The organism is Tabrizicola sp. T46, from assembly GCF_057219895.1.
Genome location: NZ_JBXVVV010000002.1, coordinates 222,815 through 237,918 on the forward strand (window position 1 = coordinate 222,815; position 15,104 = coordinate 237,918).

Annotated in this window: 16 protein-coding genes; 11 read left to right on the forward strand and 5 right to left on the reverse strand. The window is 65.1% G+C overall.

Annotated features, from left to right (window positions below; all coding sequences use genetic code 11):
• The first annotated feature begins 87 nt into the window (after window positions 1-87).
• The 5 genes from AC2D9V_RS08570 to AC2D9V_RS08590 are packed head-to-tail and all read left to right on the forward strand — an operon-like array spanning window position 88 to window position 4,950.
• Window positions 88-1,227, forward strand: coding sequence for an aminomethyl transferase family protein (locus AC2D9V_RS08570; protein ID WP_484713649.1), 1,140 nt, complete (start codon window positions 88-90; stop codon window positions 1,225-1,227).
• A 57-nt stretch (window positions 1,228-1,284) separates the two neighbouring features.
• On the forward strand, window positions 1,285-1,911 hold the full coding sequence (locus AC2D9V_RS08575) for a dimethylamine monooxygenase subunit DmmA family protein (RefSeq protein ID WP_484713650.1): 627 nt from the start codon (window positions 1,285-1,287) through the stop codon (window positions 1,909-1,911).
• Window positions 1,908-2,870 carry a PDR/VanB family oxidoreductase gene (locus AC2D9V_RS08580; protein WP_484713651.1) on the forward strand — a complete coding sequence of 321 codons (963 nt, stop codon included), beginning with the start codon at window positions 1,908-1,910 and terminating at the stop codon, window positions 2,868-2,870. Before AC2D9V_RS08575 ends, AC2D9V_RS08580 begins: the two co-directional genes overlap by 4 nt.
• A 9-nt stretch (window positions 2,871-2,879) precedes the next feature.
• On the forward strand, window positions 2,880-3,956 hold the full coding sequence (locus AC2D9V_RS08585; RefSeq protein WP_484713652.1) for a heme-dependent oxidative N-demethylase family protein: 1,077 nt from the start codon (window positions 2,880-2,882) through the stop codon (window positions 3,954-3,956).
• Window positions 3,949-4,950: a GlxA family transcriptional regulator gene (locus AC2D9V_RS08590; RefSeq protein WP_484713653.1), complete on the forward strand. Its 1,002-nt coding sequence runs from the start codon at window positions 3,949-3,951 to the stop codon at window positions 4,948-4,950. The genes AC2D9V_RS08585 and AC2D9V_RS08590 overlap by 8 nt, the downstream gene beginning before the upstream one ends.
• Here the strand turns inward: AC2D9V_RS08590 and AC2D9V_RS08595 are convergent, their stop codons facing one another.
• Window positions 4,951-5,808, reverse strand: a complete 858-nt coding sequence (locus AC2D9V_RS08595) for a DMT family transporter (RefSeq protein ID WP_484713654.1) — start codon at window positions 5,806-5,808, stop codon at window positions 4,951-4,953.
• A gap of 115 nt (window positions 5,809-5,923) precedes the next feature.
• Here AC2D9V_RS08595 and AC2D9V_RS08600 point away from each other — a divergent pair, with 115 nt between their 5' ends.
• Together AC2D9V_RS08600 and AC2D9V_RS08605 are read left to right on the forward strand one after the other, a co-directional pair.
• Window positions 5,924-8,287 carry a trimethylamine N-oxide demethylase gene (locus tag AC2D9V_RS08600; RefSeq protein ID WP_484713655.1) on the forward strand — a complete coding sequence of 788 codons (2,364 nt, stop codon included), beginning with the start codon at window positions 5,924-5,926 and terminating at the stop codon, window positions 8,285-8,287.
• Window positions 8,288-8,373: 86 nt separating this feature from the next.
• Window positions 8,374-8,757: a group II truncated hemoglobin gene (locus tag AC2D9V_RS08605; RefSeq protein WP_484713656.1), complete on the forward strand. Its 384-nt coding sequence runs from the start codon at window positions 8,374-8,376 to the stop codon at window positions 8,755-8,757.
• An 8-nt stretch (window positions 8,758-8,765) separates the two neighbouring features.
• Here AC2D9V_RS08605 and AC2D9V_RS08610 read toward each other — a convergent pair whose 3' ends face one another.
• Together AC2D9V_RS08610 and cbiB are read right to left on the reverse strand one after the other, a co-directional pair.
• Window positions 8,766-9,686, reverse strand: coding sequence for a glycosyltransferase family 2 protein (locus AC2D9V_RS08610; protein ID WP_484713657.1), 921 nt, complete (start codon window positions 9,684-9,686; stop codon window positions 8,766-8,768).
• A gap of 109 nt (window positions 9,687-9,795) precedes the next feature.
• A complete protein-coding gene (cbiB, locus tag AC2D9V_RS08615; RefSeq protein ID WP_484713658.1) occupies window positions 9,796-10,695 on the reverse strand; it encodes an adenosylcobinamide-phosphate synthase CbiB in 900 nt (299 codons plus the stop codon).
• 219 nt (window positions 10,696-10,914) lie between these two features.
• Here cbiB and AC2D9V_RS08620 point away from each other — a divergent pair, with 219 nt between their 5' ends.
• On the forward strand, window positions 10,915-11,268 hold the full coding sequence (locus AC2D9V_RS08620) for a hypothetical protein (protein WP_484713659.1): 354 nt from the start codon (window positions 10,915-10,917) through the stop codon (window positions 11,266-11,268).
• Between the two features lie 5 nt (window positions 11,269-11,273).
• Here the strand turns inward: AC2D9V_RS08620 and AC2D9V_RS08625 are convergent, their stop codons facing one another.
• On the reverse strand, window positions 11,274-11,813 hold the full coding sequence (locus AC2D9V_RS08625; RefSeq protein ID WP_484713660.1) for a L,D-transpeptidase family protein: 540 nt from the start codon (window positions 11,811-11,813) through the stop codon (window positions 11,274-11,276).
• Window positions 11,810-12,985, reverse strand: a complete 1,176-nt coding sequence (locus tag AC2D9V_RS08630) for a MalY/PatB family protein (RefSeq protein ID WP_484713661.1) — start codon at window positions 12,983-12,985, stop codon at window positions 11,810-11,812. The genes AC2D9V_RS08625 and AC2D9V_RS08630 overlap by 4 nt, the downstream gene beginning before the upstream one ends.
• 207 nt (window positions 12,986-13,192) lie before the next feature.
• Here AC2D9V_RS08630 and def (AC2D9V_RS08635) point away from each other — a divergent pair, with 207 nt between their 5' ends.
• Genes def (AC2D9V_RS08635) through fmt form a run of 3 tightly spaced genes read left to right on the forward strand, consistent with a single transcriptional unit; the run spans window position 13,193 to window position 15,101 of the window.
• Window positions 13,193-13,708, forward strand: a complete 516-nt coding sequence (gene def / locus AC2D9V_RS08635; RefSeq protein WP_484713662.1) for a peptide deformylase — start codon at window positions 13,193-13,195, stop codon at window positions 13,706-13,708.
• Complete coding sequence (gene def / locus AC2D9V_RS08640; protein WP_484713663.1) at window positions 13,705-14,208, forward strand: peptide deformylase; 504 nt, start codon at window positions 13,705-13,707, stop codon at window positions 14,206-14,208. The genes def (AC2D9V_RS08635) and def (AC2D9V_RS08640) overlap by 4 nt, the downstream gene beginning before the upstream one ends.
• A complete protein-coding gene (gene fmt, locus AC2D9V_RS08645; protein ID WP_484713664.1) occupies window positions 14,205-15,101 on the forward strand; it encodes a methionyl-tRNA formyltransferase in 897 nt (298 codons plus the stop codon). Before def (AC2D9V_RS08640) ends, fmt begins: the two co-directional genes overlap by 4 nt.
• The last annotated feature ends 3 nt before the right edge of the window (window positions 15,102-15,104 follow it).

Sequence of the window (15,104 nt, forward strand, 5' to 3'; positions counted from 1 at the left end):
GAAAGATTGTTGCACTTCATTATTGCTTTCCGGCGGGAATCGCCCGACACTTGGCGCAAAAGAATTAACCACTGTGGGAGGGTACAGATGACCAATTCGTGGCGTTTTTCCGCACTGATGGACCGGCACCGCGCGCTTGGATCGAACCTTGAGGACTGGAGCGGCATGGGAACCGCCTGGTCCTACTCCAAAGGGGACCCGAACGCCGAGTACATGGCGATCCGCACCAAGGCGGGGCTCATGGATGTGTCAGGCCTGAAGAAGGTCCATATCACCGGCCACGCGGCGAGCCATGTGATCGACCGCGCCACGACGCGCGACCCCGAGAAGATCGCGCCCGGCAAGTCGCTTTATGCCTGCATGCTGAACGACGCGGGCAAGTTCATCGACGACTGCATCATCTACCGGATGGGGCCGAACAGCTACACGGTGGTTCACGGCTCGGGTCAAGGGCATGAACAGCTGACGATGGCGGCGACGGGGCGCGATGTCTCGATCCGCTTCGACGACAACCTGCACGATCTGTCGCTGCAGGGCCCGCTGGCGGTGAACTACCTGGAAAAGCACATCCCGGGCGTTCGGGCGCTGCCCTACATGGGCCACATGCCGGCGATGCTGTTCGGCAAGCCGATCACCCTTTCGCGCACCGGCTATACCGGCGAACGCGGGTACGAGATCTTCTGCCGTGGCCAGGACGCAGTGGAAATCTGGGACCGCATCCTGGAAGAAGGTGCCAGCATGGGGATCATCCCCTGCCGCTTCACCACGCTGGATATGCTGCGGGCGGAAAGCTACCTTCTCTTCTTCCCCTTCGACAATTCCGAGATGTATCCGTTCGAGGATGAAGGCCCGGGGGATACGCTGTGGGAGCTGGGTCTCGACTGGACGGTCAGCAAGGGCAAGACCGGGTTCCGCGGGGCGGAAGAGCACTACCGCCTGCAAGGCAAGGAACGCTTCAAGATCTCGGGCCTGAAGTTTGCAGACAAGACGAAGGTTCCCGGCAATGCGCCGATCTTCAAGGACGGCAAGAAGGTCGGGGTGGTGACCCAGCCGATGTATTCGCCGCTGAACGACTGGGTCGTGGCGATTGCGCGTCTGCCGGTCGATTGCGCCAACAACGGGACCGAGGTCGAGGTGCGCTGCGGAACGCATGGGCCGCTCAAGGCGGTATCGGCGCCGCTGCCCTTCTATGACGTGGACAAGAAGCGCCGGACGGCGAAAGACTGATCATTCGGGGCCCGCGTTCGCGCGCGGGCCCTGTTCTGCCCCAGGGAAGCGCCCCCCGTGAAAGTCGAACTGACCCCCATCGACGCCCCCTCGATCAAGTCGCGCCCGGTCTATGCGGCACTGGAGCCGCGTCCGGGCAAGCTGCACATCATCGTGGCCGACTGCCATGGGGCAGATGCCCTTACCGACATGCTGGCCAAGGCGAACGACCGTTCAGGAATGCTGGCGGCGGCGCATGTGATGTACTGCCCGGGACCGACGGGGGTTGACCTTTCCGCGCGGCTGGAAGGCCTGGGGGCCGCGCAGTTCTTTCGCGCGCCGACCATTCCTTCGCTCTTGCCGCGCCTGGTTCGGGTGCTGGCGGACGCGCATATGGGAACGCAGTTCTACCTCGCCGGCACCGAAAGCCTGATCGGACAGGCCGAGCGCGAGATCATGGCCACGGGCTTTCCCTTTGGCGCGATCCAGAAGGAACACCGCGGGTCGACGCTCCGTCGGGTGCAATGCGTCCACTGCAAGGGGATCACCGAGAACGTGGCCACCGACCCCTTCACGTGCAGCCACTGCGGGCTGAACCTCTTCGTGCGCGACCATTACTCGCGCCGGATCGCGGCGTTTCAAGGGGTGAACATCGATGCCGAAGACCCGGGCCAGGTACCAGATCCCGTGGTGAGGTTCAAATGAGCGGCGGGGCGAAACTGCCGGTCCGCGTGGCCGAGGTCGTGCCGGTGAACGAACTCGTCACCCGCTTCCGCTTTGTTGCGCGCGACGGCTCGGCCCTGCCGGCCTTTTCGGGCGGCGCGCATACGGTGGTCGAAATGGACGACCACGGCACCCGGCGGCTGAACCCCTATTCGCTGATGTCGGACCCCGAGGACACCAGCGGCTACGAGATCAGCGTCCGGCGGGACGATCAGGGGCGGGGCGGGTCGCTTTACATGCACCGGCATGTGCGCCCCGGGATGGAAATGGTGATCTCGCATCCGGTGAACCTGTTCGCGCTGGATAACCGGGCGCGGAAGCACCTGATGATCGCGGGCGGGATCGGGATCACGCCGTTCCTGGCGCAGATTTCGCAACTGACCCATTTCGGCGGCCGGTTCGAGCTTCACTATGCCGCGCGGTCAAGGGCGCTCGGCGCCTACATGGACCGGCTGACAGCGTCGCATCCCGACCGGGTACACTGCTACTTCGACGATCAGGGGCAGGTGATCGACCTGTCCCGTGTGCTGGCCATGCAGCCCATCGGCACGCATCTTTATGTCTGCGGGCCGAAGGGCATGATCACTTGGGTGCTGTCGACGGCCGAAGCGATGGGCTGGCCGAAGCTGGCGCTTCATTCCGAAGAATTCCTCGCACCGGGGACCGGCAAGCCGTTCGAAGTACAGCTTGCCGCCAGCGGCAAGACCATCACCGTCGGTACCACCCAGTCGCTTCTCGAGGCGATGGAAGCCGCCGGGGTGGATGCGCCCTACCTCTGCCGGGGCGGGGCATGCGGGCAATGTGAAACGAGCGTTCACAAATGTGAAGGCACAATCCTGCACCGCGATCACTGGCTTTCGCCGGAAGACCAGGCCAGCAATCAGAAGATCATGCCCTGCGTCAGCCGGTTCGAGGGCAAGACCCTGGTCATCGACCGATAGGAGAGCGCCATGAGCCTTGATTTCAAGACAGATTTCGCGCCCGACTACTTCGGTGGCTTTTTCCGGGACGAAACCTTCCGCGGTAGTTTTACCTACCGCAACACTGACCCGCGCCGCTTCCCGTTCCCCTTCGACCGGGACGACTACATGTACGCCGTCAACATGGAACCGCATGTCCCGGGCCGGAAGGGAACCGCGTTCGAATACATGCTGGACGTGGACGAGCATTACATCGCCGAGATGATCGACCGCGCCAAGGTGCTGGCCGAAGACCCACTGCGCTGCCAGTCGCTGCCGCACATGACGCTGGCGGGCTGGGACCTTCTGGAACTGATCATGGAAGCGAAGGCGCGGGACTATCCGCAGTGGTTCAGCCTGACGAAAGACGGCAATCGCTGGCATTGGGTGAACCGTCCGCTTGGTATCGAACAGTCGTTCACATTCCTGGACGACTCCACGCTCCCTTACGGGCCGTTCGAATACATCACCCGGCAGACGCAGGGGGATTTCAGCCTTCAGGATGAACGCGACGGCACGCTTTGGATGGATGCGGGGATGGTGACCAGCCAGGCGGACTGGTCGCTGGATTTCGACGTCGGCATGAACTTCATGGAGTGGCACGCGCCCGTGCCGCTGGCGCATGAAAAGGGCGTCTTCGAACGGGCGCTGAAGTTCCTGATGAAGCTGCAGCACGGGGCGCCGGTCCGGCGGTTCAACTGGACGATGACGGTCAACCCGCTTCTCGACACCGCGCCCGAGACCTATCCGAAGTGGGGGCCGATGAAGACGACCCTCACGCAGGAGAACCTTGGCCAGAAGCAGCATCTGCGGGTCGAGCTGCAAAGCCTCTACCGTCTGCCCCGTTCTAACGCGATTGCGTTCGACATCCGCTGCTACCTTTGCAGTTTCGAACAGATCGTCACGGTCCCGAAATGGGCGCGGCGTCTGCATCGTGTGGTGCGCGACTTGCCGGTTGAACTTGCGACCTACAAGGGTTTCATCCGCAACCGCGATGCGATGGTGGAATGGCTGTCGAAATACGATGACGGCGCGCCCACCAGCCCCGGCTGGTTCCCGGATGACTGAGGCGCCGCTCCGGCTGGGGTTCATGATGTTCCCCGGCTTTCCGATGGCCTGCCTGACGCAGGCGATCGAGCCCCTGCGGGCGGCAAACGAGATCACCGGGCGGCAGGCGTTCACCTGGACGCTGGTGGCCGAGACGGCTGCACCGGTCCGATCCTCAGCCGCCATCGGGTTCGAGCCGGACGTGACCCTGCAAGAGCTTGCGGGGATCGATCAGCTTTACCTGCTCTCGCCTCCGACGGCCCAGTTCGCCGATCCAAGGCGCAGCCCGGCGCGGCTGCGCTGGCTGGACCGCACGGGGGTCGTCCTCGGGGCCTTTTCCGGCGGGATCTTCCCGCTGGCCCGGGCAGGGTTGATGGAAGGCCGGGCCTGTTCGGTCCACTGGTGTTATGAGGCGGCGTTCAAGGCCGACTTTCCCCGGATCGCCGCGCGTGAGGTGACGATCCTCCGCGAAGGGCGGCGGATCACTGCCAGCGGGGCCGGTGCCGTCTTCGACCTGATGCTGCTTCTGATCGAGGAACGCCTTGGCCGCGACTGCATGACCGAGGTCGCCTGCTGGTTCCAGCATCCCTTTGTCCGCGATGCCGACGCGAGCCAGAAGGTGCCGGTCGCCCGCGCCGGGGGAACGACGGACACCCTGCCGGCCGCGATCCGTGATGCGATCCGCCTCTTCGAGACCCATGTCGAGGACCCGCTCCGCATCCCTGACGTGGCAGCGGCGGTGGGCCTGTCCGGCCGCCATTTCGAGCGGATGTTCAAGCGTGAAACGGGGCAAAGCCCTCTGCGCTATTACCACCAGCTCCGCCTGATGAAGGCCCGCCAGCGCGTGCTTTATTCCAGCGACACCCTGCGCGACATCGCGGCTTCGGTCGGCTACATGACCTCGAGCCCGATGGTACGGCACTACACCGCGCTCTTCGGGGTCAGCCCAAGGGACGAACGGCGCCTGACCCAATCGGTCCGGCGTGCGCCGGCGCGGGTGGATGCGGCTGAATAGTCAGCCTTGCAGCGACAACGCGCCGATCCCGCCGAAGATCGCCGCGATGCCAAGCCATTGCACCGGTCGCACACCTTCCTTGAGGAACCAAGTCGCCAGAAGCACCGTCAGCACACCGAACAATGACGAGGCGACCGAGGCATATTCAGCCCGGTCCAACCCACCGGCGGCAGTAACCAATCCCAACGCTACCGCATCGACCGCCCCCATCAGCGCAAGTACCGGAAAATGTCCCCGCTGCGGGGCCAGCGAGCCCCTGAACCAGGCCAGCAGTGCCAGTGTCAGGGCGAGCGCAACCAGCCTGCTGATCAGGATCACCGGCAGGTCCGAGCCTTGGCGGGCGGCCTCTTGCCCCAGCGCAAAGGTCAAGGCAAATCCAATGGTCGACAAGGTTGCCCAGCCAAGCGCCACCACCGGCGAGCCCGCATAGTCTTCCCCGCCGTCGCCGCGCGCCGAAAGCGCGACGATGGCAATGCCGATGCAAATCGCCAGCACGGCAAGCCAGTCGGCCCCGGTAACCTCGCGTCCCTGCAGAACGGCAATGCCAAGCGAAAGCATCGGATAGGCCCCGACAACTGGCGAGACCAGCCGCACCGGGGCCAGGCTGAAGGCCTTGTAAAGGCACCCCATGGCCAGCACGATCGCGAAGCCCGACAGCGCCGCCAGTATCCAGGCGGCCCCGGTCATCTCGTCCCAGCCCCCGACCGCAAGGGTGACCGGCAGCAAGAGCGCGCTGCCCGTTGCCATGACGATGACGAGGATTGGGAGCAACGGCCCGCCCTGGCTCAGTTTGCGGGCCAGAAGGTCATGCAACGCCCATAGTACGGCGGCTGTCAGCCCAAAGCCTAATGCCAGCATTGTGTGCCCTTTTCCCCCTGCCGCGCTTGTGTCACGCTGAACCTGCCGCTATTCTTGTGAATGAACAAGTTTTATCCTTGTTAAAATCAGCAGCGCCGGTCCAGTGGGGGATAACATGCTCGACTTGCCTGGTTTTCGTCCTGGACCGCCCCGGCCCAGCCGCATCCTGACCCCCCGGGGCTTTTCGCGCCACCAGGGACAGGAACGGCATGTCGTCGCAGGGGGCGGGGCTATCCTCTTGCAGGTCATGGTCGGTGACAGGCTTGTCCTGGTCAATGATGAAGGCGGCCAGCCGGTCGAAGTTGTGGCAGCGCTTCCGGATGGGCGCATCGACCCGCGCCTGCTGGGCCAGGCGGGCGGGTCATCGGCTGAGGGGCTGAAGGCGATGCTGGCCTCGGGCGAGCCGTCGCTGGCGCGGCTGCAGGCCGGTCTGACGCAGCGGGGGATCGACCTTGCCCAGGCCGGCGGGATCCGCCTCTTCGCCCCGGATACACCGGCAGGAGCAAAGGCTGAACTCGTGGCACAGGCGGGGGGATGGGTGGTCATCTCTGCGCCCGGTCTGGCCATGGCGCCGGACGCGCAGGATACCGCAACGCCGGTCACCGTCCTTCTGACCCGGGCCACCCCCCGGATGGTGGCGCAATACGATCTGCCTGACCCGCTGGCCGACCCCGTCCTTGACCTGCGGGTGAAATCGGCGACGGCGGAAAGCTATTTCGTCAAGGCGGGCGACTACATCCAGATCATCGACGTCGACGGGCGGCAGTGCACGGATTTCCAGTGCTTCGACGCGCGCAAGCTGGACCGGGGCATCCAGCATCCGCTGGACGTGACCACCAGCCGGACCTTCATGGGCCACGCCTATTCCATGCCGGGCCTGCACTCGAAATACTACGACCAGGACTGGCTGCCGCTGGTCGAGGTGGTGCAGGACACGGTGGGGCGGCACGACGCCTTCGCCATGGCCTGCGCGTCGAAATACTATGACGACATCGGTTATCCGGGGCATGTGAACTGCTCGGACAATTTCAACCTGGCCCTGAAGGACCGCGGCGTCGATGCACGCCCGGGCTGGATGGCGGTGAACCTGTTCTTCAATACGAACATCGATTCACACGGCGTGCTCATCGCCGACGAACCCTGGTCGCGGCCGGGGGATTACGTGCTGTTCCGGGCGCTGACCGATATCGTCTGCGTGAACTCGGCCTGCCCGGACGACACCTCGCCGGCGAACGGCTGGTATCTCAGCGACATCCATGTGCGCACCTATTCCGGGGCGGAGAAGTTCTCCCGTTCCATTGCCTATCGCCCAACGCCCGATGCGGAGCCGAACATGACCAAGGAAACCGCCTTCCATGCCCGCATCTCGGAAAAGACGCGGCATGTGGTCGAATACAAGGGCTACTGGCTGCCGCAGGTCTATTCGCAGAACGGCGCGCTTGAGGAATACTGGGCCTGCCGGCAGGCGGCGATCGTCCTGGACTTGTCGCCGCTCCGGAAGTGGGAGGTGACCGGTCCGGATGCCGAGGCGCTGATGCAATGGGTGCTGACGCGGGACGTGAAGAAGCTTTCGCAGGGTCAGGTGGTCTATTCGGCGATGTGCTACGACCATGGCGGGATGATCGACGACGGCACGCTCTTCCGCCTGGGCCGCGACCAGTTCCGCTGGATCGGTGGCGATGACTACGGCGGGGTCTGGATGCGCGAGCAGGCCGAGAAGCTGGGCCTGAACGTGATGGTGCGGTCCTCGACCGACCAGTTGCATAACCTGGCGGTGCAGGGACCGAACAGCCGCGAGATCATCAAGCGCATGGTCTGGACCGCGCCGCACCAGCCGGCAATCGATGAGCTCGGCTGGTTCCGCTTTACCGTCGGCCGGATCGGCGGGCCGACAGGCGCGCCGGTCGTGGTGTCGCGGACGGGCTATACTGGAGAGCTTGGGTTCGAGGTCTTCTGTCACCCGAAGGACGGGACGGCAGTCTACGATGCCGTCTGGGAACATGGCGCGGACCATGGGCTTCGGCCGATGGGCCTGCAGGCGCTCGACATGGTGCGGATTGAGGCGGGGCTGATCTTCGCGGGCTACGACTTCAGTGACGAGACCGACCCGTTCGAGGCCGGGATCGGCTTTACCGTGCCGCTGAAGTCCAAGACCGACGATTTCATCGGGCGCGAGGCGCTGATCCGGCGCAAGGAACACCCCGCTCGGCGCTTCGTGGGGCTGGAGATCGACGCGGCGGTCGACGTGGGGCATGGGGATTGCCTGCATGTCGGGCGCGCGCAGGTGGGGGTGGTGACCTCTTCGGTCCGCTCGCCCATTCTGGGCAAGAACATCGCGCTTGCCCGCGTCGACGTCGCCCATGCCGAGGTCGGGACGACGCTCGAGGTCGGAAAGCTGGACGGCCAGCAGAAGCGGCTGCCTGCGGTGATCGTGCCCCTGTCGCATTACGACCCGAAGAAGACGCGGCCGCAGAGCTGAGAGCCGGACTTTTCGAAAAGTCCGGTGCGGAGCCTTCAAAGGCTCCGGTCCGATTTCTTTGAAGAAATCGGGAAAAGGAGGATGCGATGGACCCGATGATTGACCGGATTGGTGGCGAGGCACAGGTCCATCTCCTCGTGAACCACTTCTACGACCTGATCGAGACCCTGCCGCAGGGTGCCGCGATCATGGCGATGCACCAGCGCGGCCACGGGCTTGCCCATGTGCGGCCCGAACAGTTCGACTTTCTCTGCGGCTTCTTCGGCGGGCGGCGCTACTATCAGGAACGCCACGGTCACATGAACCTGCGCGAGATCCATGCGCATCTGGAGATCCGCCGGCAGGACGCCGAGGACTGGCTGGCGGTCATGGACCGCGCGATGCACGAGACCGCGGTGCCCGAGAACGAGCGGGCGTCGATCATGGCCACCTTTCGCCGCGCAGCATTGATGCTGGTAAACACCGGCTGACCGGGCCGTCAGCCGCCCTCTAACACTCCGTCGCGCAGCGCGGCCACCTTCCCGCGCAGGCCAAGATCGGCGGTGATGACCCGGCCCGCCTCCTGCAGCGATGCCAGCAGGTCGGGCGGCAGAACCTGAGTCTGCAGGTAGAAGCGGTCAATCTCATCCGGCGCGGCCCCTTGCAGAAAGGCCTGCAACTCCGGCCGGTACTGGTAGGCCCCGCGCGTCAGGCGGAAGGGCAGGGCCGCGCGCCAGGCCTGCCGGTCCTGGGCGTGAAAGTGCAGGAGTTTCAGCGTCGGATGCCACCCCGCCTCGACCCGGACCCCGTTCAGGAACACGCCGTGCAGCCTTGGGGCAAGGCCGTGGATGCCGGTGCGGAAGATCACCTTGCCGTTGGCGTGGCTGAGCAGCCCGTCGCGGTTAACTTCGGCATAGGGCCCCAGCACGGCTGGCCTGAGATGCCGCTGCTCGTGCCGAAGCGCACCGCGAAAGGCGCGTGCCGTGTAGATGTCGTCGGGCAGCTGCGGGTCGTGCATCGCCTCGAACGGCTCCAGCCGGGTGACGATGCTGTCCTTTGGCAGATCGGCGAGGCAATCGGTGACCGGACGCGGGGCCAGGATGAACTCGTCCACGTCGATGTGGCACAGCCAGTCGGTTTCACAGCGACCATAGGCGTCGCGGGCGTTCCGGCTTTGCCGGTTCTGGTGCCGTTCGTGCCGGCCGCCATGTTCGGTCCAGTAGGTGTCGGTGCAGCGGGTGGCCGTGACGCGGCCAAGGCCGGCAACAGCATCAACGGCCGGATCGTCGGGGTCGTCGAAGTACAGAAAGACCTTTGCCGCCCCCAGCGACAGGTGATGCGCGACGAAGGCCATAACCTTCTCTTCCTGAGCCTTGACAGTTGCGACGACCGCCCAGGACGGGAAACGGGACCGCCTCACAGCGCGTCCCGGCATGCGGCCCAACGGACCTTTCCGACCAATCCCCCGCATGACGGCGAAGGCAGAGGATGTGCAAAACGGGCGGCGCGCATGCGGTCTCCTTCGGCGCCTAGAAAAGCGCGATCAGGATCGCAAAGGCAAGCAGCGCCGCCCACACCCGCCACAGCGCGTCTGCAGCGGCATCGATGTCGTCCGGGCCCGGATCGCGGCGGCCTTCGGGCCAGACCCACGGAAAGTCCTTCCGCACGCCGTTATAGCTGCGCGGGCCGGAGAGGGCGACGTTCAGGACCGGGGCCAGCGCCGCCTCGGGCCATCCGGCATTCGGGCTCCGATGCTTCGGTGCGTCGCGCAGGATGGGCGTGGGATCGATCCAGCCATGCGTCAGCGCGATCAGCAGCGCTGTCAGGCGGGCGGGGATCAGGTTCAGGACATCGTCAAGGCGGGCCGAGGCCCAGCCGAAGTCGCGGTAGCGCGGGGTCATGTGGCCGATCATGCTGTCGGCGGTATTCACCAGCTTGTAGGCAACGATCCCGGGCAGGCCGAGGAGCAGATACCAGAAGACCGGGGCGACCACCCCGTCAGACAGGTTCTCGGCCGCACTTTCGATGGCGGCGCGGGCAACGTCTGCCTCGGTCATCGCGGCGGTGTCGCGGCCGACGATCATGGCAACGGCGGCGCGGCCTTCGGGCAGCGACCGGCGCAGGCCCTTGGCCACGGCGCGCACATGTTCGACCAGGCTTTTCTGCGCAAGCAGGATGGCCAGGACGATCATCTCCACGATGCCGAAGTCGGGCAGGGCATGGATCACCCAGCCGGTCAGAAGCCCGGTCAGCACCAGCGCAACGGCAACGCCGGTTCCTTTCAGACGCAGCGCCACACCCCGGTTGAAACGCCTGTCGAGGGCCCCGACCAGCCGCCCCATCAGCACGGCCGGGTGGGGCAGGCGGTCCCAGATCAGTTTCGGTTCACCGAAGGCCGCGTCAAGCAGAAGGGCAAGTGTCAGGATCATGCCACGGCTATCGACGCCAACCCGCCGATTCGCAAGCCGGGCCATTCGCCTTGCCGGGCATCCCTACCGTCAGGTCATCGTGGGCGGTCCTTCAACCCGAGGTTGCGCAAACTGCGACATTGCGGTCATGGTTGCTTCAGAAATCGGCAATCTCATTGTGCCAGCTTGATTTTTACCGATCCGGCTCCAGACTTTTCCACAGGAACGACCGAGGCTGCCATGCTTGAGTTTCTGCCGAAAGAAGTGCGTGAAGGGCTTGAGGCCGCACGCAAGAAAGATCTGAAGCGCAAGTCGCGCCTGCGGGTGCAGGTGGGTGATGCCGTCTTTCCGGTGCTGCGCTTCTGGCACGACGGCTTCGCCCTCGACGCCGACCTCAGCCCCGGCAAGCTGCGCGGTCTGGTCGATGTCTACGACGGCTCGCGCCACGTCTTTCAGTGCCTGATCGTCGCCTCGTCGGTCGAGAACGGGGAACTCGTCTGTGACTTCAAGCGCGCCACCGCTGTCAGCGACCGCGCCGCGCTGGATTTCTGGCGGGATGAGAACGCACCCGTCGGCTACCTGCCCCGCGCCTGATCCGGTCAGGGCCGGATTTCCACCGGCGTACCCATCGGCGTGACCTCCCATATTTCGCGCATCTCGCGGTTGGTCACCGCGATGCAGCCGTTCGTCCAGTCGCCCCGCAGCTTGAACCCGTCGCCGATGGCATTCGGCTGGCCGTGAATGAAGATGTCGCCCCCCGCGCTGTAACCGCCCGCCGCGGCGCGCTTCAGGTCATCCTCCTTGGGGTAGTTGATCCCGAGCGAGAGGTGGAACGCGCTGCGGTCATTGCGCCGGTCTATAATGAACTCGCCCTCCGGCGTCTTGCCGTCGCCCTGCCGCACCTTGTCGCCGACGGGGGTGAAGCCAAGCGCGATGCGGTAGGTCCGCACCACCTTGTCATCCTGGAAAAGCTGCATCCGCCGCGCCGCCTTTTCGATCACGATCCGGTCGATTTCACCCGTCAGGGGTGGTGGCGGGGGCAGGGGAACCTGCACACGCGGGGTGTAAAGCGACGCAACGAGAAGGCCCAGAAGCGCGACCAGGGCCAGATAGGCCAGGAGGCGGGCCAGACGCCTCATTGCAGATCGGCAAAGGCCCGCTGCAAGCGGTCCACCGCATCCGCCACCTGCGCGCGCGGACAGGCGATGTTGAACCGCAGGAAGCTTTCACCACCCTTGCCGAAGGACGCGCCGTGGTTGGTGGCAATCCGGGCGGTCTTTTCGACCCTTGCGATGAACTCTTCCGGGGTCATGCCGGTGCCGGAGAAATCGACCCAGGCGAGGTATGTCGCCTCCAGCGGGGTAGAGCGCAGACCGGGGATCGCCGCGATCCCGGCGTCGAAGACCTGCCGGTTGCCGTCGAGATAGCGCATCAGGTCATCGACCCAGCCCGCTCCTTCCGGCGAATAGGCGGCGGTCGCCATGTGCATCCCGAAGGAGTTGGGCGAAATCCCCAACGCATTCATCGTGGCGGCAAAGGCCTGGCGCAGCTTCGGATCGGCGATGATGACATTGCCGATATGGGCGCCCGCGATGTTGAAGGTCTTCGTCGTGGCGGTCATCATCACCAGCCGGTCGGTGATCCTGGGCGCGGCGAGGGGCATCGCCGTATGCTTCTGGCCCGGATAGACCAGGTCATGGTGGATCTCGTCCGACACCAGGATCAGGTCATGCCGCTGGCAGAAGTCGGCGATCTGCCGCAGCTCCTCGACCGTCCAGACCCGCCCGCCGGGGTTGTGTGGCGAACAGAGGATCAGCATCTTCTCGCGCCCGGTCATCAGCGCATCCCAGGCCGCGATATCCAGCCGCGCCGTGCCGTCCGCGTCCAGCGCCAGCGGGCATTCCAGCACAGCGCGCCCCGCACCTTTGATGACGCGCGCGAAGGCATGGTAGACCGGCGTCATCAGGACGACCGCGTCGCCGGGCTGGGTAAAGCTGTGCACGGCCAGCCCCGTCCCGTTCACCAGACCATGGGTGGTGAATATCCACTCCGGCGCCACCTCCCAGCCGTGGCGGGTCCGCATCCACCAGCGGATCGCCTCAAGATAGGCGTGGTCGTCGCCGAAATAGCCGTAGATCCCGTGATCGAGCATCCGCTGCAGCGCCTGCTGCACGACGGCCGGCGGCCGGAACTCCATGTCCGCCACCCACATCGCCAGGCTGTCCTGCGGCGACAGGCCGTAAAGCGGCTGCAGCATGTCCCATTTCACGCAATGCGATCCGGCACGGTCGATGGATTGGTCGAAGGTCATTTCTGGCGGTCCTGCGTTCGGGATATCGATCCGAATAATACATCACAAACAGAAAATCATCCCGAAATTCATTCAGAGTTCGTTACTCTGTTCCGTATACATGCTCATAATGCGTAAAATGTTCCACCCATGCTGGTCCATTTCCGCCCCTCCGCGATCACTGCCTCGCTCTTGCCATGCGCGGCGGGCTTTCGTAAACCCCGGCACATGATCCGCCCCATCCTGATCCATCCTGATCCGCGTCTCAAGAAGCTCTGCGAACCTGTCGCCGAGATCACGGCCGAGGTGCGCCAGTTGGCCGCCGACATGCTTGAGACGATGTATGACGCCCCCGGCATCGGCCTTGCGGCACCGCAGGTCGGCGTGACGAAGCGGGTCATCGTGATGGACTGCATCAAGGACGGCCCGCCCGAACCGATTGCCCTCGTCAACCCCCGGATCGTCTGGGCCTCCGAGGACCAGTCGGTCTACGAGGAAGGCTGCCTCTCGATCCCCGAGGTCTACAACGACATCACCCGCCCCGCCGAAGTGACGGTGCGCTGGATGGACCTTGACGGGAAAGAGCAGGAACGGCAGTTCGCCGGCCTTTGGGCAACCTGTGTCCAGCATGAGATCGATCATCTCGATGGCAAGCTTTTCATCGACTATCTCGGCCCATTGAAGCGCCAGATGATCACCCGCAAGATGGAAAAGCTGAAGCGCGAACGCGCGCGTGCGGTGTGACCGCGCGGCGCTGCCTGCCCTGGCCGAACCCGGTGTTGCGCAAGCCTGCGGCCGACGTTCAGGCCATCACCGATGAGGTCCGCGCGATCTGGACCGACATGATCGACACGATGGAAGCGATGCCGGGTTACGGCCTCGCCGCCGTCCAGATCGGCATTCCCCTGCGGCTGGCGGTCGTCGACTGTTCCGAAGCGCGCGGCCAGGCGGTGCGGATGGCCAACCCGGAGGTGCTCCACGCCAGCGGCCAGTTCCGCGAGCATGAGGAGGCGAGCCCCAACCTGCCCGGCGTCTCGGCGGTGATCCGGCGTCCCCGGGCGGTGACGGTCCGGTTCCTGAATGCCGAGGGCGCGGTGGAAGAGCGTGATTTCGTCGGCCTCTGGGCCACATCGGTGCAGCATCAGATCGACCATCTGGCGGGGAAGATGTATTTCGATCACCTCTCACCGCTGAAGCGGAAGATGCTGATCGCGCGTGCCGAGAAGCTGGAGCGCATCAAATGAAAATAGTTTTCATGGGAACCCCAGACTTCTCGGTTCCGGTGCTGGACGCGCTGGCCCAAACCCATGAAATCCTTGCCGTATACACCCAGCCACCCCGCCCTGCGGGGCGCGGAAAGGCGGACCGTGCCAGCCCCGTCCAGACTCGGGCCGAGGCGCTTGGCCTGCCCGTTCGCCACCCGGTTTCGCTGCGCAGCGAAAGTGCAGCGAAAGACTTCGCCGCGCTGCAGCCTGATGTGGCCGTCGTGGTCGCCTACGGGCTGATCCTGCCGCAGCCAATCCTCGATGCGCCGCGCCTTGGCTGCCTCAACATCCATGCCTCGCTGCTCCCTCGCTGGCGCGGTGCCGCCCCGATCCATCGGGCGATCATGGCGGGCGATGCCGAAACCGGCGTCTGCATTATGCAGATGGAGGCGGGCCTCGATACCGGCCCGGTTCTCCTGCGCGAAGCCACGCCCATCGGGCCGGAGGAAACGACGGCAGACCTCCACGACCGCCTCAGCGCGATGGGCGCGCGACTGATCGTTCAGGCCCTGGACCGACTGCCCGACCTTGCACCCGAACCGCAGCCGCAGGACGGCGTGACCTATGCCGCCAAGATCGACAAGGCCGAGGCGCGGGTCGACTGGTCCCGCCCAGCGGCCGAGGTCGACCGCCAGATCCGCGGCCTGTCACCCTTTCCTGGTGCCTGGACCGAGATCAGGGGTGAACGCGTGAAGCTCCTCCGCTCCCGCCGAGCGGATGGAAAGGGCCAGCCCGGCCAGGTGGTGCATGGCTTCACCGTTGCTTGTGGCGAAGGCGCGGTCGAGATCACCGAGGCGCAGCGTGAAGGCAAGCGCCCGATGCCCGCCGCCGAGGTGCTGAAAGGTCTGACCCTGCCGGAAACGCTGGTCTGACAC